Source organism: Halorussus aquaticus, assembly GCF_024218795.1.
GTDB classification, from domain to species: Archaea; Halobacteriota; Halobacteria; order Halobacteriales; family Haladaptataceae; genus Halorussus; species Halorussus aquaticus.
This window is the reverse complement of sequence record NZ_CP100402.1, coordinates 1-21,148: the sequence shown is the minus strand read 5'-3', so window position 1 is coordinate 21,148 and position 21,148 is coordinate 1. Positions and strand designations below refer to the sequence as shown.

Below are 21,148 nucleotides of genomic sequence, written 5' to 3'. Positions count from 1 at the left end.
GAACGCGAGTACTACGACCGCGAGGGGTTCGACCTCGTGACGCTTCAACCCCACAAGGGTGCATCTGGAACAAGTTGGGAGTCTGACGGGTGTGAAAGCCTATCCGGGCTTCAACCCCACAAGGGTGCATCTGGAACCGTTATCACGTTACTGTTCTCCGGCTACCTGATTCAGCTTCAACCCCACAAGGGTGCATCTGGAACTCTCGCGTGCTTTTTCGTTATGGGCGAGACACTGGAGGCTTCAACCCCACAAGGGTGCATCTGGAACAGTTCGTGGACGACTGGTTCGGCGAGGCCTTCCGTCGCTTCAACCCCACAAGGGTGCATCTGGAACCGATCCGCGTCGGACGGTCGTGACGCGGGACCACGTGCTTCAACCCCACAAGGGTGCATCTGGAACACGGCGGCGACACTGTCGTCGCCTCTCTCAACCCAAGCTTCAACCCCACAAGGGTGCATCTGGAACAACGGCGAGCGCCCCCGCGACTTCTCGACGATGCTTCAACCCCACAAGGGTGCATCTGGAACTTCAGGGACGATTGCTGTGGGACTGAATACCATTAGCTTCAACCCCACAAGGGTGCATCTGGAACTACTTCTTTTCAGTTTCAGTGAGGGATAGAACCAGCGCTTCAACCCCACAAGGGTGCATCTGGAACTTGACCGAACGGAGGTGCGTGCCTGATGGTATCTGCTTCAACCCCACAAGGGTGCATCTGGAACTCAGTCGGGACGGCGGGACGTGGACCGACATCAAGTCGCTTCAACCCCACAAGGGTGCATCTGGAACCGACACGACGCCCGGGGCGAACACCACCAGTCAAACGCTTCAACCCCACAAGGGTGCATCTGGAACACGACCGCGCCCGGGTCGTCCGGGCTCGCGTTCGCGCTTCAACCCCACAAGGGTGCATCTGGAACGCCCGCGCCGACGGCGGCCAGTCCACGGACGATATGCTTCAACCCCACAAGGGTGCATCTGGAACGACGAAGATACTTCTCGACCGTGTCCTCGTGAAGTGGCTTCAACCCCACAAGGGTGCATCTGGAACCCGCATTCCGCCACTGCATGTGAACTGCGCCATCCGGGCTTCAACCCCACAAGGGTGCATCTGGAACACGACGACGTGGTCGCGTCGTTCCGCGAACTGCGCGAGCTTCAACCCCACAAGGGTGCATCTGGAACCATGCCGGATTTCCCGGCTTGATAGGCTCTCGTGGGCGAACACATACAAGTGTTTCCGTCGACCCTCAATTCACCCCAAACCCCCGGGGGTCGACGGAGATTAGGTAAACCGACTTCCGGGTTCGTCGGTGTCTCCGAACGTCGTGTAATCGACGATTGCTGACGACCCCGCTTCAAACACGATAACCGAATCATCTGAATCTAACTTTGTTCGGATTTCGTTTTTCATCTCGGTTATTTGTCCTTGGGTGAGATCACCATAGAAGACGGATTGCTGGAGGTGTTCGAGTCGCCGACGCAGGAGTTTTCGGTAAATCCGAGTTCGCTCTGCCGGAACGTCGTAGACGACGATCACCATCACGTTACCACCACCGCTCCGTTGGCCGATACGGTTCACCCGTCAGGATGTGTTTCTTCAAGCTATACACGTCAGTTCTGAACGAGCGTCTTGTAACTCACGTTCCGTTCAAGTCGTGGATGTTCAACCGTCCGGTCGAGCGTTTCCTCGAACGCCTCAAGAACCGCCACGCGGCCATCCTCAGTAAGCAGACACCCTTCAAGCTCGCTTTCGAAGTCTTCGATACTAATCTGCTGGCGATTGACGAGTCGGAACAAAACCCTATCTGCGAGAATCGGCTTGAAGATATCCGCGATGTCGAGCGAGAGCGTGAACCGACGCTCGCCCGGTTCATGGACGAACCCAATCGTCGGGTCGAGAGCCGTCTTCCGAATCGCCGACACGCACGTTGTGTACACCATGGAGTTCAGAAACGAGATTAAGGCGTTCGCTTCGTTCGTCGGCGGATTGTATTCTCGCTTCGTCAACTCGAAGGGGTCTCGGAGAATACGGTCGAAACACCGATAATAAATCTTCCGTGCGGTCGCTTCGAGACCGTGAAGTTCGTCGATTTCGGTTGTGTCTTCGACACGCGCTTTCTGCTCTTTGAGGCGGTCTACTGCGCTTGTGAAGTCTTCTTTCCGTCCGTCGTAGTACTGGATGTTCGCCCGCATGTTGTGAATGCTAGCGGCGATGATGTCGTGAGCGATACGGAGTCGGCGGTCGTGGTCGTCGTACGCCCGAACTTGTTCGACGACCGTGTTTCCGGAGACTTGCTCGCGCTTCGGAAGGTACGACCCCCGGTAGTAGTCTTTCCACCCGAACACGTGAACCGGAACGCCGTGTTCGTTGAGCAGGCCGAGTGCCCGCGTGTTGAAGTCGATTTGGCCGTGGAGATACAGCGTATCCACGCTCTCGACCGGGAGATATTTCGTCTCACCATCCAAGGTATCAATTCGGAGGGTGCCTTCGTTTCGAGACAACTCGCCGTCGGCGAAGATGTGGTGATTGTCCTTTGGCATCGTTATACCCAACAGATGTCCTGGTAGAGACAAGCGTCGCAGTATGGTTTCTTCTCTAACGCTGGCGGTGCGTCGCGTTCGACCACCCTGATGATCCCGCGGATGGTGTCTTCGATTTCTGACCGTGTTTCGTCGTTTAGTTCGACGCTTTCGCGTTTCCGTTCCTTCGGATATGCGAGAACGCCGTCTTTCTCGATTTCGAGAACTTCTTCGAGATACCAGAGGTAGTACAGCAGTTGCATCCGAGCGGGCTTCTCCAGCGTCGAAGAGACCTTCACCTCCATTACGTCGCCGGAGTCGAGCACGTCGAGTTGAATCCGGCCGTTAATCTGGTACGACTTCCGGCGGTCGTCGTAACTGTTTTCGTCGACGTAGCTTCCTCGCTGAATGTTCGTGGTTCCACGGTCGATGTCTAACCCACGAGACATGAACCAGAGTTCGCGCTCACAAACGTGATAGTACTGAACCATCAGACCTGTTATCCGGATCTTCGGTTCACGGTGGGGGTCGCGCTCAGCGGCGAGATAACGGTCTACGCTACTTTTGTCATCCTCAGCCATTAGATCTGGAAGAAATGTTGTTCAGTTAAAGTTCTTTCGTGAGATACTACATCTGGAACAACCTTGTTCCTTCGAGGGAATACGAGGGAAACACGCTTCAACCCCACAAGGGTACGTCTGGAACTGAGCATGGCCGCCGTACCGGCTTTGGTGTCCCAGCTTCAACCCCACAAGGGTGCGTCTGGAACGGTCGCCTCTCCTACGGCGCGCAGGAGTCGCTGGCTGCTTCAACCCCACAAGGGTGCGTCTGGAACCAACGCACTCGTGAAGCTCGCGCTCGGAGCGATTATCCGACGCTTCAACCCCACAAGGGTGCGTCTGGAACCAGAGCTTCATGGTCACGCGGCAAATCTCCGCGCTTCAACCCCACAAGGGTGCGTCTGGAACCCCGAGCGCGAACTGGGCCGTAGTGACGCCCGCGACGCTTCAACCCCACAAGGGTGCGTCTGGAACCGCTCTACGACAACAGCGACATGGTGTCGGCGGTGATGCTTTAACCCCACAAGGGTGCGTCTGGAACGCCGTTTGCCTTCAGGTTGTAGGAGATCGAGCCGTCGCTTCAACCCCACAAGGGTGCGTCTGGAACACCTCCGTTCGGCCGTCTGAGATGTCGAGACGCTGGCTTCAACCCCACAAGGGTGCGTCTGGAACTCGGCCGCTCGATGACCTCGTCGCTCAGAGGGTCGAGCTTCAACCCCACAAGGGTGCGTCTGGAACACGGTTGAGGTCCGCGGCCGGGATGGTAAACGGCCGCTTCAACCCCACAAGGGTGCGTCTGGAACATAAGCCGGAAACGCTTTTACCGGATAATCGGGTTGCTTCAACCCCACAAGGGTGCGTCTGGAACGGGACGCTAACGCTCCGCCCGGACGGAGGCCACCGACGCTTCAACCCCACAAGGGTGCGTCTGGAACACGGTTGAGGTCCGCGGCCGGGATGGTAAACGGCCGCTTCAACCCCACAAGGGTGCGTCTGGAACATAAGCCGGAAACGCTTTTACCGGATAATCGGGTTGCTTCAACCCCACAAGGGTGCGTCTGGAACGGGACGCTAACGCTCCGCCCGGACGGAGGCCACCGACGCTTCAACCCCACAAGGGTGCGTCTGGAACTCGCCAGCGTCCGGGCCGACCACGCGCTTGCCGGAGCTTCAACCCCACAAGGGTGCGTCTGGAACACATCAGGACCATCGCCGGAAAGTTCAGCGCGCTGAGCTTCAACCCCACAAGGGTGCGTCTGGAACAGTTTTTTGACGGTATCAACGGCGGCGAGTCTCACGCTTCAACCCCACAAGGGTGCGTCTGGAACCTTCATCCTAGGCGGAATCGTCCTGAAGTTCCAGCTTCAACCCCACAAGGGTGCGTCTGGAACACAATCGCCAACGCCGCCAGATATCCGAAACTCGTGCTTCAACCCCACAAGGGTGCGTCTGGAACAACTCCGGGGAGTCGCAGCGTCTCGCCCTCAGGCGCGCTTCAACCCCACAAGGGTGCGTCTGGAACGTTGGACGCTCAACTCGTCGGCGTACCGTTCGACGCTTCAACCCCACAAGGGTGCGTCTGGAACGCCGCTCGTCGCGGGCGGATCACAGATGACGACGTCGCTTCAACCCCACAAGGGTGCGTCTGGAACGCGAGTCGCCGACGTCCTTGCCCGCCAGCGACAGCACGCTTCAACCCCACAAGGGTGCGTCTGGAACGCGTCGGGCGAACGGTTGGCAAGCCGGGCCCCGACGCTTCAACCCCACAAGGGTGCGTCTGGAACCCGGGTCGCTGGCGCTCGAAGCGTCCCCGAGGTCGCTTCAACCCCACAAGGGTGCGTCTGGAACCCCTGGCCCTTTCTTCGCGCCGGGGAAGATATATGAGCTTCAACCCCACAAGGGTGCGTCTGGAACCCCTGGCCCTTTCTTCGCGCCGGGGAAGATATATGAGCTTCAACCCCACAAGGGTGCGTCTGGAACTCGGACGTGTCTGTCGGCGTCGACGCTGGGCCGCGCGCTTCAACCCCACAAGGGTGCGTCTGGAACACTCCTCTTTCGAGAGTTCGTACACGGGTTTGACGCTTCAACCCCACAAGGGTGCGTCTGGAACTTGACGGACTATGACCCGCGACCGCTCGGACGCTATCGCTTCAACCCCACAAGGGTGCGTCTGGAACCGGCATACTTTTCATAGCGGGCCTACTACCGTAGTGCTTCAACCCCACAAGGGTGCGTCTGGAACTTGACGGACTATGACCCGCGACCGCTCGGACGCTATCGCTTCAACCCCACAAGGGTGCGTCTGGAACCGGCATACTTTTCATAGCGGGCCTACTACCGTAGTGCTTCAACCCCACAAGGGTGCGTCTGGAACCCGGCGCGCTCGACAGAAGGTCAACGAATGAGTGCTTCAACCCCACAAGGGTGCGTCTGGAACACTTTCAGGTCGGCGTCAGACATCGCCCGTCCCTCCGCTTCAACCCCACAAGGGTGCGTCTGGAACCGCGGAACAACCGCTTCGACACCGGCCTGCGTCAGAGCTTCAACCCCACAAGGGTGCGTCTGGAACACCGGCGACGGCGTCACATGTTCGATGACGGCGGTGCTTCAACCCCACAAGGGTGCGTCTGGAACCGCCGCCGAGGAGACCCCGACCAACGCAGTCTGGGCTTCAACCCCACAAGGGTGCGTCTGGAACCATGCCGGAATCACCGGCTACACGTGTTGTCGTGGGCGAACGCATACAAGTGTTTCCGTCGACCCTCAATTCACCCCAAACCCCTGGGGGTCGACGGAGAATCACGGCCAGTGGAATACGATTTTGTCGAGCAGTTTCCCTCGCTGGGAGTGTACTATTACCCCGGTGATCTGTTCCTCGAGCACAACATTCATTTGGTGTCCCTTCAGAGGGGTGGTCGTATGCAATGGTTAGGTTGAATGAACGTCCTCGGAGGTGGAGAGAGTGCGGCTCCTAATTCGCCTCCATGCGCAGGCCGACGCGGCGTACGATAATTCCCACTTCCACGAACTGCGTGGGCGGCTGTGGAAAGGACTTTGCGGAACCGAGTACGACGAGTTGCACGACGCTGAGCGACCGGTTGGTCTCTCGTTCTCGAACGTCTTTCCGTGGGGCGACATCGAGGAGGGCGACGAACGAACGGTACTTGTCGCCGCGACAGACCAAGATGTCCTTCAGGCTATCGCAGAGAGCGTTATTACCGACCGAGAGTTCAACGTCGGCGAGATGCCGTTTCGCGTTGAAGAGGTGACGACCGTCGCTCCGGACGTCGGAGAACCCGGAACGCGGGGCACTCTCGAAACCGGGACGGGCGTCCTTGTCCGCATTCCGCCGTGGCAGGCCGACGAGTACGGTATCGAAAATGAGGGCGACGAGGCAACGTTCTGGCAACCGGAACACTCGCTGGAGCCATTCAAGACCCAAATCGAGAATAATCTCGACAAGAAGCACAGGCTGTTCTGTGACGACCATCTCCCCGGTCCAAGCGAGCGAGACGGCGACCTCTTCGACGAGTACAATCTCATTAAGACCTTCGCCGTCCCGGTCGAGGTGACGCAGGGTGTCGAGATGACCTACGTTTTGAGCAAGTGGCGATTCGGCTATCGAGTCCGCGACGACCATCACCGTCGCCACCTCAACCTTGCACTCGACGCGGGAATCGGCGAGCGGAACGCCCTCGGTCTCGGCTTCCTGAACATCGAGAAAGACTCGAAGCAACTGCCGGGTGCGTCATCGAGTGCGGCGACGGATGGTGGCCAGCGATGACGGACCTGCACCCCGAGACGTTCGAGGAGTACCATCCAGGCGGGCCAATCTCGTCGCTCCGACGGCTCGAAGTCTTGTACGGTGCGATAACGGAAGCCGCTGAGGGTAAAATCGACAGCAAATACGACCTGTACTACACGCCCGGCGAACTGGACGAGTTCGTAGTACAGGACGACGAGGATCGGTATCTCGTCACGCTCGAAGTAGACGTGACTGGCGATAGCCCGGAACTCAACGGAATTAGCGCCGACCCGCTTCAGCCGAGCGACGTAGACAAACTCGGATATGCGCGGTATCCGTGGGGGCGGGGAATCGACCACAGTCTCACCGAGCGCGGCGCGAAAGGCGGTTGGGACCTCGATAAGACGGTCCGGTACAGTAGTGAGAAACTCGAAAAGTGGTCGAATGCCAGCGGAAAGGAAGAAGCGGTTGGTCGCGTCGCCGACGAGAACCCGGACGGCTGGGTTATCCGCGACCTCCAGACGCTTAGCTCCCGCGACGACATTGCGGACGAAATCGAACAACACCTGCGCCCGGCGTTCCCGAGCGCCGACTCCCCGAGGGTCGTAGCGACCGTCGCAATCAAGCTCGACCCCGATTCGCTCGAAGCGCCGCCGGAGGGAACGCCCGAGAACGGCTACTACTACCCCGGTCAACTCCCCATCCTGAACGACGGGATGGTTGCGCGTAAAAACCACAAACTCGCCACGAAGAACGTCCCTTCGCCTTCGAAAGGCGAGGGGACTTGCATGGTGACTGGCGAACGCGGCGAGGTGTTCGGGACCGCCGAGGACCCGCTTGCGTTCTTCACCGTCCAGCACTCCGAGAAGTTTGCGAACCTCAAGAAGGTCGAGTCGTGGCGGTCCCACCCGGTTTCTTCGGAGGCCGCATTACTGCTTCAGTCCGGTACCTCGCTGGTCGAGAACTGCAGTCGCACTCGCGATGGTCTCCGGGTGTATACGCTCCCGTACGTCGTCGATTGCGATCACGAGTCCGCCGAGTGGCTCTACGGCGCTATCGAGGACGCCGACGAGACGAGCATCCACCGAATTCAGCAACACGCTGAAAACGTCGACGAATCGTTCGCCGAGGCGCTTCGGTTCTACGTCATCGGCGTCCGTAACGACAGCGGCGACATCAACGTCCTCCACGAGGTGCCGAACGTCGATATCTACTGGCCGCGCGAGGTTGGGAAAGCCCATCTCGACGTACTGGAAAGTAGTCTGTTCGGTTCGGCCGCGGGATTCCGCCGACCTGATCCCGACGGTTGGCGGCACATCGCCGAGGCGACTCAGACGGAGGACGTAGTCAAAGCGATTACCAGCGGAAGTTACGCCCGGGACACGCTGGCGTTCTCCGACGCTGACGATCCGACGAGCAACGACCCCCGTGAGTGGCTCGTGACGGCGCTGTTGACCGGTGAGTCGGTCCCCGTGGATAAACTGCTCTCGCAGTACGTCGAGCGAATCGGGTCTGTCATGGATCCCGACGAAGAGAACTTTCCGACGTATCTGGTTCTCACCCAGTACGCCCAACTCGAAGCACTTGCTCGCGCAGACCTGCTCTCCGCACCCGCCGACCGACCCGAACTCGAAGCTACACCACGAACGACGATGAACGAGACACCCGACGCATTGGACTTCGGCGACTCGCTTCCGGACCCGACCGACCTCGCGCCGGACGGGAACGTGAAACACCATCACGCGCGAAAGTACCGGCAGAGCGGTTTCTCGAAGAACGGGACGCGCTTCAGGACAACGACGAACGACGTGGAGCGTTCCTCTTTGGCGTTCTTCTCAGTCAGTTGGCCGACCATCAGTCGCGAGAGCGAGACATGAGTCGGACGCTTCGAAACCAGCATCCTGCCGACCGGCTGACAACTGACCGGATACAGCGAGTGTACTCTGACCTCACACAACGCTCAGGGGTCTACGCAGGCGAACTCGGGATGTCCGGACAACTGTTTCCGGAGACCGAGCGGTTGCTAACGGACGCGTTCGCTGACGCGCCACCGAAGACGTGGAACCTTCCGGTTGAGGACCTGCGGTTCTTCTACGCTCTCGGTCTCGCGTACGGTTCGGACGCCCGGAATCAAGCATTCAACCTCATGGACGCTCTCGGCGTCCGCGACGACGACGAGGAATCGACTGACGACTGACCGACTCCAACACTTCGACTCCAACCATGACTGACAACACCGTCGAAAACCGCTCCGAAATCGTCTTCATCACCGACGCACAGGACTGCAACCCGAACGGTAACCCGCTCGGCGAGAATCGACCGCGGAAGGACCCTATCACGGACCAAGCAGTCGTGACCGACGTGCGACTGAAACGCTACCTCCGCGACCAACTCGACGCCGACGATCACGGCGTATTCATCAAGAAAACCGGCGACGAGAGCGAGGTTCGTGCACGACTCGCGCTTGACGTACTCGGCGACATCGACGATGCGGATGCCATCGAAGAAATCGAGGACATCCGCGACGACTTTCTCGACGCGGCGACTGACGTGCGGTACTTCGGCGCGACCCTGAGTTTCAACGCCGATACCGACAACGACCTGCTCGACGCCGTGGCTGACGCCTTCGACGGCGGTAACTACACCGGGCCAGTCCAGTTCTCGCCCGCGCGGTCGCTCAACGCGGTCGAAGAGAACGAAGAGTCGAACACGCTTACCAGCGTCATCGCCACGCAGGACGACAAGAAGACGGGTGGCTTCGACCTTGACGACAACCGACTGAAGTACGCTATCTTCCCGTTCCACGGACTGGTGGACGAGAACGGTGCGAGCGACACGAAGCTCACCCGAACTGACGTGGAGCGTCTCGACACGCTCTGTTGGCGAGCGATGAAGAATCAGACCATCTCGCGAAGCAAGATGGGACAGGAGCCACGGCTCTATGTCCGTGTCGAGTACGCGACCGACGGCTACCACGTCGGCGACCTCCACAACGGATTCGACCTCGATGCCGAACGGTCGAAGCCCGAGCCGGAACTCCGGAACGTCACCGACGCGACGCTCGACGTGACGAAGTTCGTGAACCGGCTCGCGTCCGTAAACGATCATGTCGAGACGGTTCACTTCGTCGGCGACGAGTACCTCGACGTGAGCTATAACGGCGAACAGTACGGCACGGCGGCCGACCTCGACACGCTTCTCGAAGACCACGGCGTTCCGACGCGCGAAATCGAGGTGTACGATGAATTCGAGCAGACGCTCCCTGCGGATGAGTGAGGATCGAACGTGACTAACGCGAACGCCGGGGCGATGGACCCGGCCCCGGACCGGAGCGAGACGCCGCCGGAACTCACCGACGGCGTCCCAGACTCGTGTCTCGTCTGCACGGTGCGCGGGGACTGGGCGCACTTCCGCCGCATCGACCGGACGGTCACTAAGCAGACGTATCGCCTTCCACCGCGAACGACCGTCGCGGGACTGCTCGCTGCTATCGTCGGTGTCGGCCGCGACGAGTACTACGACGTGTTTGACCCGGCGGTCTCGGCGGTCGGCATCGAAGCGGTCGGCGACCTCCGTACGATGACCCAGCCGAGTCTCGGCGTTGGAACGAATCCCGGAGAGACCTTTGACAGCGCTGGCGGTAGTGGGAAGAAGACGGTCAAAGTGTCGTTCCCGGACACTACCGACAACCGTCAGATTCACAGCTACGAGTACGTCGTAGACCCAGCGTACCGACTCTACATTGCGGTCGAGGACGAGGCGTTTCACACCGCGCTCAAGCACCATCTCGAACGCGGGACGTCGCACTATCCGCCGTCACTCGGACTCTCGGAACTACTCGCTCGCGTCGAGACACCCGAGTCCGGTGTCGAACACGACGTAACTGCTGTTTCCACGGACGATGCGACCGTCACGGTCGATTCCGCGATTCCGGAGGCTGACGAGACCATCATCCCGAGCGCGGGGGCGTCACACCACGTCGAGCGGCTTCCCGCCGCGATGGAAGCAGACGGGCGAAACCGCCGGACGACCGAGTTCACCGACTACGCGTTCACCGACGGCGACGCGCTGAAAACCTCGGGCGACGGTCTCTCACTCGGCGAAGTTGATGGGCGTACAATAGCGTTCTACTGACTACTGATGAACGCTGACCGTCTTTCCGACGAAATAATCTCTCGGCGGCGCGAGGACGAGGATCGCGGTGACGAACTGCTGGTAGACCACGCCGTGGAGGTTGCCGACCGAACGGTCTGGCTCGGTCGGTTCGAGACAGGGGCGAGCCAGCGAGCCAACTCTGGAAGAAATGCGGAGATATCGAATGGTAATAAAAACAGTACTGGAGAAAATAAAGAGCTTTTTCAAGCCGACATCGCGCGGTGTGTGGGCTGGTTGCACGACTTCGGTAAGGTCGCACCTGCGTTCCAGTTGTATGTGCGAGACGAGTATCCGCAGAATGGCCGACAGCGTTACACTTACCACGCCCGACTCGGCGCGTTCGCGGCGTACTACGCCCTCGGCAAGATGGGGGCTAGCGAGCGCGACCGACTCGCCGCGTGGGGTGCGATTCTCCGCCACCACGGTCGGCTCCCCGACTTCGCCGAGGCGACGTTCCAAGCGGTGAACGGCGAGCAGAACCAAGAGGGGCATTGGGCCGGACCGCAAATCGAGCAGGTCCAAGCGTACGGTCCGAGTCGTGACGTGGCGGCGACGCTCCTTGAGAAGGCGTCCGGCGGAATCGTCTCGTGGGACGGGTTCGTCGACGCGTTCGAGAGCGGAACACTACTCGAAGAACTCCGCCGGGAAGTCAGCACAGGATCGAAGGCGTTGAAACCCGGTTCCGAACAGCTCCCTACCGACCTCTACGACCGAATTACCCGGCTCTGGAGTTCGCTGACGTTCGCCGACAAGACTGCCGCGGGCGAGGTCGAGCGAGCGAAACTTGAACCGCGGACGTTGGAACTCGACCGATTGGAGAGCCATATCGAATCGCTTCAGGACGGCTCGGACTACGAGGACGAGGGCGATGACAACCGCGATATCGACGTGGGCGACATCGACCCGACTGACGAGGCGTCGCTCAACGTCCTCCGTGAGGCGGCCCGGCAGCGCGTCCGAGCGAACGCGCCGGAGTTAGCTGATAGCGAAGTCGGAACGCTCACGCTCCCCACCGGACTCGGCAAGACGTTCACCGGAATCACGGGCGCATTCGAACTCCGCGACACGCTCGCAGACCAGCACGACCGAGACACGAAACCGACGGTCGTGTACGCACTCCCCTACACGTCCATTATCGAACAAACACGCGATATCTTCGAGGATGAAGACATCTTCGACGCCGACCCGCGGAGCAACGCGTTCACCGTCCACCACTACCTCGTAGAGACAGTGACGTACACCGACGCCGAAACGGACCCGGAGTCCGGCAACGGCGAGAAGGACGTGAACTGGTCGAAGGCCGAACTGCTCGGCGAGAGTTGGCGGTCGGGCGTCGTTCTCACGACGTTCGTCCAACTTTTCGAGAGTCTCGCCGGACCGACGAACGGACAAGGACTGAAACTTCCTGCGCTCCGCGACGCCGTTATCGTCCTTGACGAACCACAGGCACTTCCGAAGCGCTGGTGGGATGCGATCCGCCGACTTACTCGGCTACTCATCGACGAATACGACGCTCGCGTCATCTCGATGACCGCGACTCAACCGACCCTGTTCACCGAAGGAGACTTCGATACACGGTCATTGTTAGCATCGAATGCGGACAAGTCCGAGACAGCACCGTCCGCGCACGCCCTCGGCGATGGGAGGTCGTTTGAGCGGCAGGCGTCGGAGGCCGTCGCACGCGTCCGCTACGATATCCATGAGTCCGTCGAGACAGCCACATCGAACTCCGGTGGAACGCCACTCTCTCACGAAGCGGCGGCGTCAGAAATCGTGGACGCGACACGGTCGTCTTCTGGCGAGCCAGCCAACGGACGTTCGGTTCTCGCGGTCTGCAACACCATCGGCAGCTCGCGGGAACTAACCGACTGCATCGAAAACGAATTCTTGTCGAACGGTCATCCTGCGACCCACGTCGGCGAGACCTACGAGAACGTTCTCCGCGAGGTGGATATGGATACGGACGAACTCCCCGACCACGAGGCACTCGCCGCTCGGACGCTCCGCGAACTCGGCTTCGAGAGGAACATCGATAGCGACGAGTGGTACTCCACCAGCGATTGTTCGGGAAGGCGATACGTTGCGACATTCAACTCCCGATACCGCCCGCTTGACCGACGCGTCCTCATCGCGGTCGCCGACGTACTCTCGACCGCTAACGTCCCGTTCGCGTTCGTCTCGACGCAAGCCATCGAAGCAGGCGTGGACATCAGTTTCGCGCGAGCGTACCGAGACATCGCACCGCTCGACAGCGTCGTCCAGACCGCCGGTCGATGCAATCGGTCATTCGAGTGGGGGCCAGAGAACGGCAAAGTAACAGTCTGGATGCTCGATCCCGTCGAGGACGACGAGTCCGAAGACGATGCACAAGACCGGAAGCCGCCGTCCGAATACGTCTACGACGGAAATCTTCTACAGGACGCCGCCGAGATACTCTTTGACTGCCGCGAAAGCGAGGGCGTGACGCTCTCCAGCGTAACGCTCGAACACGAGGCGATTCCGCGCTACTTCGAAGCCATCGAAAGCCACTCGTTATCAACCGAGAAACCAGCCGAATGCATTGACGCGAGCAACGCGGAAGAACTCGGCCGACGGTCGCTCATCGACGACAGCTACGAAACCGTCGACCTTCTCGTCGCAGTCACCGAAACAGACGAACAGCGTCTAGACGACCTCGGCGATGCATTCCAACAGCACGCAAGCGAGGGCTTCAGTCAACTCGCTGACCTCGCGGATCTTCGCGTGTCCATTCCGGTTCGAGATCTCGAAGAGTCCCTGCCGACTCACGTTACTGCCGACCGTTCCGCACGGACCGATAGTGACGGTATCGACGTATTCGTTCACTACGGAACGGAAGGATACGGCGCGTACAAACTCGACGGCGGCGGATTCGTCGCTGACGATGGCGGTGGCCCATCGAGTCGAATCCATCGATAACTATCCGGCTGTCACTCCGTCGACCCCCTGGGGGTTCAGGGGGAATTGGAGGTCGACGGAAACACTTGTATGGGTTCGCCAACGAGAACACGTGTAGCCGGTGATTCCGGCATGGTTCCAGACGCACCCTTGTGGGGTTGAAGCGTGGTCGCGTTCGCTCCCTCGGACTTCTACGCGCGGTTCCAGACGCACCCTTGTGGGGTTGAAGCGACTACGACGCCGCGCAGGAACCCGTGAACGCGCTCGGTTCCAGACGCACCCTTGTGGGGTTGAAGCGGAGTTCCGGCCGCGAGGGGTTAGGCGTTACCCCGTGTTCCAGACGCACCCTTGTGGGGTTGAAGCTCCAAGCCTTCGGCGACACCCGGCGTCGAGGTGGGGTTCCAGACGCACCCTTGTGGGGTTGAAGCGATAGCACCTCGATTCGTTCGCCGTCCGCCCGCTCGTTCCAGACGCACCCTTGTGGGGTTGAAGCAATTCCGAGGTCCCCGAAGGTCACGCCGGTCACCGTGTTCCAGACGCACCCTTGTGGGGTTGAAGCTTCGATTCCTGGGCCAGCGCGACGCCGTTCCTGGCCGTTCCAGACGCACCCTTGTGGGGTTGAAGCGAACAGACGCTCTACGAGCAGGAGCAGACCTACGGTTCCAGACGCACCCTTGTGGGGTTGAAGCCTCGACCACCGCGACCACCTCGTCGGTCTGCCGGGTTCCAGACGCACCCTTGTGGGGTTGAAGCGCGCTAGGACGACTGAGTAGTCTTCTATCAACGTGTTCCAGACGCACCCTTGTGGGGTTGAAGCCTGCGCGTCGACGGCGTCGACCCGAACGACGGCCTCGTTCCAGACGCACCCTTGTGGGGTTGAAGCGTGGGTAGTGCATCTACCCAAGTGGGAGGAATCCCGTTCCAGACGCACCCTTGTGGGGTTGAAGCGAACAGGCCATCGAGGGGTTCGAGACAGAGGTGGAGTTCCAGACGCACCCTTGTGGGGTTGAAGCCCCTTTCACTTTCGCCGGGGTGTTACCGTCACTCCGGTTCCAGACGCACCCTTGTGGGGTTGAAGCTTCTCGGCAGCGTCCACGATTTCGTCCTCGGGGAGTTCCAGACGCACCCTTGTGGGGTTGAAGCACGGGCGAGTGGTGGGGCTACGAGATCACGGACGTGTTCCAGACGCACCCTTGTGGGGTTGAAGCAGAATTTGAGTCGGGAACGACCCATCAGCACCGAAGGTTCCAGACGCACCCTTGTGGGGTTGAAGCATGAGGAACGCACCAAGGCCAACCAACGTCAGGTAGTTCCAGACGCACCCTTGTGGGGTTGAAGCTCCGGGGAGAACCGGAGGGAGTGTCGTTGGTGTTTCGTTCCAGACGCACCCTTGTGGGGTTGAAGCTCCGGGGAGAACCGGAGGGAGTGTCGTTGGTGTTTCGTTCCAGACGCACCCTTGTGGGGTTGAAGCATCGTGAATTTGCTCTGGTCCCCGAACTACATCTTGTTCCAGACGCACCCTTGTGGGGTTGAAGCTAGCGGCCAGCCCGGTGAACGGGGCGATTATCTCCGGTTCCAGACGCACCCTTGTGGGGTTGAAGCGGAATAACTCGGCTTTGTCTCCGGTGCGGGGTTCGCGTTCCAGACGCACCCTTGTGGGGTTGAAGCATGGACGGCGAACGGGTTGGCCAGAAAGCGGCGTCGTTCCAGACGCACCCTTGTGGGGTTGAAGCATTGCTCACACGGTTTTCGCTCACCGTTTTCTAATTGTTCCAGATGCACCCTTGTGGGGTTGAAGCGAGATAACGGACGACGGTATCTTGATCGGTGACGGTGTTCCAGATGCACCCTTGTGGGGTTGAAGCTTCATGGAACGTGCCACTTCATACCGAGGTGAACCGGTTCCAGATGCACCCTTGTGGGGTTGAAGCGAAGCCGAGAACCGCGACATGGTGGCTGAGGCCCGGTTCCAGATGCACCCTTGTGGGGTTGAAGCGAAGCCGAGAACCGCGACATGGTGGCTGAGGCCCGGTTCCAGATGCACCCTTGTGGGGTTGAAGCGGCGTCGGCGAACGTGAGACGGAAGCCGCGAAGCCGAGTTCCAGATGCACCCTTGTGGGGTTGAAGCCACATCGCCCCGCTCATAGGTCGATTATCCAGTCGGTTCCAGATGCACCCTTGTGGGGTTGAAGCGTCCAGCTGGTCCTGAACCCCGAAACCCTGAGTGGTGTCGTTCCAGATACACCCTTGTGGGGTTGAAGCTCAGGCTCTCAATGCCACGGTGAACCGGACCGCGGTTCCAGATGCACCCTTGTGGGGTTGAAGCATCTATCATAGCCACGGAATCACCCAGATTATCACCGTTCCAGATGCACCCTTGTGGGGTTGAAGCGAATCCGAGTGCCACGACGCGAGTTCGACCTTGCTGTTCCAGATGCACCCTTGTGGGGTTGAAGCGAATCCGAGTGCCACGACGCGAGTTCGACCTTGCTGTTCCAGATGCACCCTTGTGGGGTTGAAGCAATCCCGAATCGACGCCGCCTACGAGGAGTCTGGTTCCAGATGCACCCTTGTGGGGTTGAAGCGCCGTGAACAAACCGGGGCAAACAAGTGAGCAGCTTGGTTCCAGATGCACCCTTGTAGGGTTGAAGCGTCGAGCGCGTACTGACTTCCGTCGCGTTTCACGGTTCCAGATGCACCCTTGTGGGGTTGAAGCATGAGTAGCGTTGTGACGCCGACGAGTTGCGGGGTTCCAGATGCACCCTTGTGGGGTTGAAGCGCTGACTGCTGGCGTCTCTGCGTGGACCCACACCGTTCCAGATGCACCCTTGTGGGGTTGAAGCGTCGGGTCCGTCGCACTCCCGTTTATAAACACTGTGTTCCAGATGCACCCTTGTGGGGTTGAAGCACACGCCAGTACTTAATGCTATCAGGAGGAAGAACGGTTCCAGATGCACCCTTGTGGGGTTGAAGCGAGCGCGTGAGCCTCGATCACGACGCGGCGGACGAGCGTTCCAGATGCACCCTTGTGGGGTTGAAGCAGATAGAGAACCCGAACGACGGCAGCACCGTCAACCCGTTCCAGATGCACCCTTGTGGGGTTGAAGCGCGGCGCTCGGGTCCATTCTCGGCGTCCTCCCGGGTTCCAGATGCACCCTTGTGGGGTTGAAGCGCCGACGAGTTCCTTTGCCCTCGGTTCTGACGCGGTTCCAGATGCACCCTTGTGGGGTTGAAGCAGCATCGGCCTTCAGGTCGAAATCGACTCGGGGAGTTCCAGATGCACCCTTGTGGGGTTGAAGCTCCAGTTCCTCGACGTGTTCGAGGACCTCCGCCGTTCCAGATGCACCCTTGTGGGGTTGAAGCCCGCCGCGGAGCGTGTCCTCGTCAGCCTCGAACGGACGCGTGTTCCAGATGCACCCTTATGGGGTTGAAGCAAGCCGAATATCGTGCGTATCAGCGCCCAGGACCCGAGTTCCAGATGTACCCTTATGTGGTTGAAGCGAACTCCCCGAGATGTGGGACGCTTTATGTCAGGGGTTCCAGACGTACCCTTGTGGGGTTGAAGCTCAAGAAGCGTATGTCCAAGTTTGAGCAGAAGAACGAGGATGGTGTTCCGGTCAAACTGGTCCGAGGCTATGCGACGAAGCTCTGGATGGCTGCTTCAGAAGTCGACATCAGAATTGAGCAACTGAAGCAGAAAGGCGGGGTCTATGACGGTCGCTTGTGTACGATATAAAAGTACTCGATTCATTGGTTAGCGAGATATCTCGGCCGGTTCCACCGAGGTTAAATACCGAACGAAAAAGAACAGCGATAGAGTAGCAGTTCTGAGCCTTCGTCCACTACCTCTCGCTTCCGTCGTCCGAACCGCTGTACTCCTCTAGTTCGACACCCGTCAATGCCAACCGAGTCGTCTGGGAAGTCGCCATTTGCATCACCCCAAGGAAGGCAGTCACGACAACCTCAACCGTCCCGAGCGTGGGCGTCTCGATCTCACCACCGTTAGAGTCTCGACAGTAGACCCGTGGGAGGTTCCACTGGTCGTACCCGGCGGTGCGATGCGTGTAGACGGTGACACAATGGCTGTCGTGCAACTCCCGACCACGCCAACAGCAGGTGCCTCTCGAACCAGCGAGACCAACCTACAGGCCCGTGAGGGCCTGCTCCACGTCAGTCTTGACGCGCACGGTCTCCGCGTCGGGGTCGGCGAACGCCATTTAGTGGCACCGCCAACAGACGACGCCCTCCCCACTCGTCTCGCCACCGCATTCCGGACAATCGGCAACGTCAATCCCTAGAATCGTCGCGGACGGTCGAATCCGTCTCGGCGGTCGCGTCCGAGCCTTCTGTTTCGTCGCCCTGCGCTTCCTCATCGTGACGCATCGCCAAACCGAGCACAGCCGCGACAGCGAATGTTTCGAGATCCTCGACCTCGGGGTTGTCGGTATCGGCTCGCTCTGCCATCGCTTCAGGGTCGGCGTCCGGCGCGTCGTCAGCAAGGTACGCGAAGAGCGTCCGAACCGAGTTCGAGAGCCGGTCACGGTGCGGAGCGACAGTCTCGCGAATAACGTCTGGGTCAGCGTCGATTACGTCCGGGCCAACAACCAGCGCATGAGCGGCGAGCAAGACACCACCCGAGAGAACCGCCACATAGTCGTCACTGTCCTCCTCAACCTCATCGCGTGCCTCCCAAACGCTACGGAGTCTCGAAACAACGGTCTCAGCGTCACCGTCGTGGGCGATAAGTTCAAGGGCGGTTTCGTAGTCGTCGCGCGGCGTCCGGGTAAGTGCTTCCAGCAGGTCGCTGTAGGCGAGCGTTTCGAGGTCAGCGAGCGAATGACTGTCGGCATCGGGGTTGATGTCCGCGCGTAGTTCGTCGGGCGTTACAACTGGGTCGCGGTCGTCGAGAACGGCGGCGACCGCCTGAACTGCCGCAGGGTGGTCGTTCGTCTCGTCCGGAAGCGCGTCGAGAACGGCTTCGTCCACATCAGCGTCACTGATATCGAGTGCGAGGTGTGCAGCATAGCCGACGCCTATTCTCTCAGTGACGGCCGATTCGTTGCCGAGTGCGTCTCGGGCACGCCAGACGCCCGCGAGACACGCCATCGCTGTCCTGCCGTTTCCGTTGCGGACGTGCTGGAGACCAACTCGGTAAAGAGCCGTAGGCGCGTCAGCGCCGAGGTCGTCGCACGCACGGGTGGCCGCTCGGTCGTGCCAATCCGCCACGGCATCCCGTGGAACCCTGCCAAGTGCCCGCGCGTGGTACTCCGCCACTACCTTCCTGCTCGCGTCTGCGAGTGCATCTCGGCCTTGTTCGTAGACGGTGTTGAGGTCATCTGACGTAGCCGAGTCGGCGTCGGCGACGGCCACGAGCGCCGCGGGGTAGATTCGCGCCAGCCACGCCCCAGACGCCCCGACACCCGTGTCAGCGTCGTCGGTATCGGTGTCTGCGAGACTGTCAGCCACTCGACTCGCCAAATCGTGGAAAAACTCGACGTTCGTACTCGCCACCGCGCCGACACGCGCTGTCAGAGCGCGGAACACGTCCGACTCGAAACTGTCGTGTTGTCCCAACGACCAGAATCCTTCAGCGATGTCCGCGACAAGTCCACCGACCAGTTCTACTCGCTGGTCGCGGGACTCACCAACCGGCGACTCCGCCGCAACCGTCCGGTCGAGAACGTCGCCAACTAGCCACGGTAGCCCGTCGAAGTTTGGTTCCTGCATCAGTCCGATGCGTGCCGCGTCATAGAAGGTGTCGAGTTCCGAGTCGGGTAGTATATTGACTGTATGGTCGGCGAGTGTCTGCCCCCACACCGTCGGCCTCTCGCTATCGCCCGGGAGAACTCGTGCCACACCGAACCCGTAGGTCCACGCGACGAACTCTGCCTGCGGCTTGGAATGGGTGTCGCTGGCCGCCACCTCGCCCACCTGTTCCGCGATGTGGTCCACCCACTCGGTAACAGCCTCCCCGTCCGGGGTCGCCGACTTGTCCGCGAGCTTCGAGAGTGCCATCGCGTACAGGTTTTCCAAAAGCTGCCTTGCCGGGAGGTCGTGGGCGTCATCGCGGCCCGCCATCGCTTCCGCTCGCTCCTCCAGTTCGTCCACCCACTCTGTGACCGCCTCCTCGTTCGGATTCGCCGACTTGTCCGCGAGCTTCGAGAGTGCCATCGCGTACAGGTTCGCCAGAAATTGCCCCGCCGGGTCGTTGTGGGCGTCGTCGCGGCCCGCCATCGCTTCCGCTCGCTCCTCCAGTTCGTCCACCCACTCTGTGACCGCTTCCCCGTCCGGGGTCGCTGACTTATCTACGAGATTCGAGAGCGCCATCGCATACACGTTCTCCAGAAACTGCCCCGCCGGGTCGTTGTGGGCGTCATCGTGGCCCGCCATCGCTTCCGCTCGCTCCTCCAGTTCGTCCACCCACTCTGCGACCGCCTCCCCGTTCGGATTCACCGACTTGTTCGCAAGCTTCGAGAGCGCCATCGCATACACGTTCTCCAGAAACTGGCCGAGGTTTGCGTCAAACCCCTTGTTGCACGCGGCGGCGAGTTCCGGGAGTAGTGACTGGAGTGCCGTTAACTGTTCGGGACCTATGTCTCGACTGTTCGTTAGCGCGTACGCGAACAAGTTCTCGATGACAGTAACCGGGGTTGTCTCTGCTCGGTCGGCTTCAATTTGGGCACCGTGAAGGAATTGCGCAGTGTTTTGCTCGAAAATGGTCGCCGGAACGGGAACGTCGTGAGACAGGAGCGTCCGTATCGTGCGAACGAACAAATCAGTCCGGCGGGCGACTTCGTCGTCATCCATCTCGTCCGAGATGGCGAGCTGGTCGTTTACGCCGTCTGTGAGGAGCCATTTGACGCCAACCTTGTAGATGGCACTGGCGAGGTCGTCGTCGTCGCGTTTTCGCGCCCTCCCGTAGAGACCACCGAGACTCCGGCCAGCTTTCCTGACAAGCGCAAACTCGGGGTCGTCTGTTGCTTCGTACCGTCCGAGATACTTGTCGAGGTCTTCCCGAATTTCATTGGGGTCTGGTTGGACATTGCCAGCAGTCGTTCGGAAGACTTCGTATTCGACGACGGCCCGGCCGTAGATAATCGGTCGCGGCCGCCACGAGTCATCCGGGTTCACAGACATGGTGGTATCCGACGGTCCGTAATCGTGCCACCCTGCGGCGGTCTCACCGTCGCCCACATCGTCGGTCGTGTTTTCGGCGTCGGTGATGTCACCACCGAGGTAGCCCGCG

Annotated in this window: 10 protein-coding genes, 2 pseudogenes and 3 CRISPR repeat arrays (1 of these 15 cut by a window edge); of the genes and pseudogenes, 7 read left to right on the top strand and 5 right to left on the bottom strand. The window is 60.2% G+C overall.

Annotated elements, in window-relative coordinates:
- A CRISPR array of direct repeats spans window positions 1-1,188; the repeat unit is 30 nt (it extends 2,606 nt beyond the left edge of the window).
- Between the two features lie 100 nt (window positions 1,189-1,288).
- The 3 genes and pseudogenes from cas2 to cas4 all read right to left on the bottom strand — a co-directional run bounded on the left by cas2 (window position 1,289) and on the right by cas4 (window position 3,107).
- Window positions 1,289-1,546 carry a CRISPR-associated endonuclease Cas2 gene (cas2, locus tag NGM06_RS20605; protein WP_254270593.1) on the bottom strand — a complete coding sequence of 86 codons (258 nt, stop codon included), beginning with the start codon at window positions 1,544-1,546 and terminating at the stop codon, window positions 1,289-1,291.
- 4 nt (window positions 1,547-1,550) lie between these two features.
- A pseudogene (gene cas1b / locus NGM06_RS20600) lies at window positions 1,551-2,547 on the bottom strand (type I-B CRISPR-associated endonuclease Cas1b).
- Between the two features lie 2 nt (window positions 2,548-2,549).
- Window positions 2,550-3,107: a CRISPR-associated protein Cas4 gene (cas4, locus tag NGM06_RS20595; RefSeq protein ID WP_379793596.1), complete on the bottom strand. Its 558-nt coding sequence runs from the start codon at window positions 3,105-3,107 to the stop codon at window positions 2,550-2,552.
- A gap of 94 nt (window positions 3,108-3,201) precedes the next feature.
- Window positions 3,202-5,784: a CRISPR direct-repeat array (repeat unit 30 nt; unit sequence GCTTCAACCCCACAAGGGTGCGTCTGGAAC).
- A gap of 264 nt (window positions 5,785-6,048) precedes the next feature.
- Between cas4 and cas6 the strand changes: the two genes are divergently transcribed.
- The 6 genes and pseudogenes from cas6 (at window position 6,049) to NGM06_RS20565 (ending at window position 13,923) form a co-directional block, all read left to right on the top strand.
- On the top strand, window positions 6,049-6,870 hold the full coding sequence (gene cas6, locus NGM06_RS20590; protein WP_254270590.1) for a CRISPR-associated endoribonuclease Cas6: 822 nt from the start codon (window positions 6,049-6,051) through the stop codon (window positions 6,868-6,870).
- Window positions 6,867-7,928 (top strand): annotated as a pseudogene (locus NGM06_RS20585) (hypothetical protein); the annotation flags it as partial. The gene cas6 and the pseudogene NGM06_RS20585, both read left to right, overlap by 4 nt.
- A 575-nt stretch (window positions 7,929-8,503) precedes the next feature.
- On the top strand, window positions 8,504-9,028 hold the full coding sequence (locus NGM06_RS20580; RefSeq protein ID WP_254270733.1) for a TM1802 family CRISPR-associated protein: 525 nt from the start codon (window positions 8,504-8,506) through the stop codon (window positions 9,026-9,028).
- A gap of 26 nt (window positions 9,029-9,054) precedes the next feature.
- Window positions 9,055-10,107, top strand: a complete 1,053-nt coding sequence (gene cas7b, locus NGM06_RS20575; RefSeq protein ID WP_254270588.1) for a type I-B CRISPR-associated protein Cas7/Csh2 — start codon at window positions 9,055-9,057, stop codon at window positions 10,105-10,107.
- A gap of 9 nt (window positions 10,108-10,116) precedes the next feature.
- The gene (gene cas5b, locus NGM06_RS20570; RefSeq protein ID WP_254270587.1) at window positions 10,117-10,965 is read left to right on the top strand and encodes a type I-B CRISPR-associated protein Cas5b; all 849 of its coding nucleotides are present in this window, start codon (window positions 10,117-10,119) and stop codon (window positions 10,963-10,965) included.
- Window positions 10,966-10,971: 6 nt separating this feature from the next.
- Entirely contained in the window at window positions 10,972-13,923 is a 2,952-nt protein-coding gene (locus NGM06_RS20565) for a CRISPR-associated endonuclease Cas3'' (RefSeq protein ID WP_254270610.1), read from the top strand.
- A 114-nt stretch (window positions 13,924-14,037) separates the two neighbouring features.
- A CRISPR array of direct repeats spans window positions 14,038-17,468; the repeat unit is 30 nt; unit sequence GTTCCAGACGCACCCTTGTGGGGTTGAAGC.
- Between the two features lie 276 nt (window positions 17,469-17,744).
- Here the strand turns inward: NGM06_RS20565 and NGM06_RS24535 are convergent.
- A complete protein-coding gene (locus tag NGM06_RS24535) occupies window positions 17,745-17,996 on the bottom strand; it encodes a DUF8112 family protein (RefSeq protein WP_465260992.1) in 252 nt (83 codons plus the stop codon).
- Here NGM06_RS24535 and NGM06_RS20560 point away from each other — a divergent pair.
- Entirely contained in the window at window positions 17,982-18,200 is a 219-nt protein-coding gene (locus NGM06_RS20560; protein WP_254270583.1) for a hypothetical protein, read from the top strand. The two genes, NGM06_RS24535 and NGM06_RS20560, sit on opposite strands and share 15 nt — an antisense overlap.
- Here NGM06_RS20560 and NGM06_RS20555 read toward each other — a convergent pair.
- The gene (locus NGM06_RS20555) at window positions 18,190-21,039 is read right to left on the bottom strand and encodes a hypothetical protein (protein WP_254270609.1); all 2,850 of its coding nucleotides are present in this window, start codon (window positions 21,037-21,039) and stop codon (window positions 18,190-18,192) included. The genes NGM06_RS20560 and NGM06_RS20555 overlap by 11 nt on opposite strands.
- Between the last annotated feature and the right edge of the window lie 109 nt (window positions 21,040-21,148).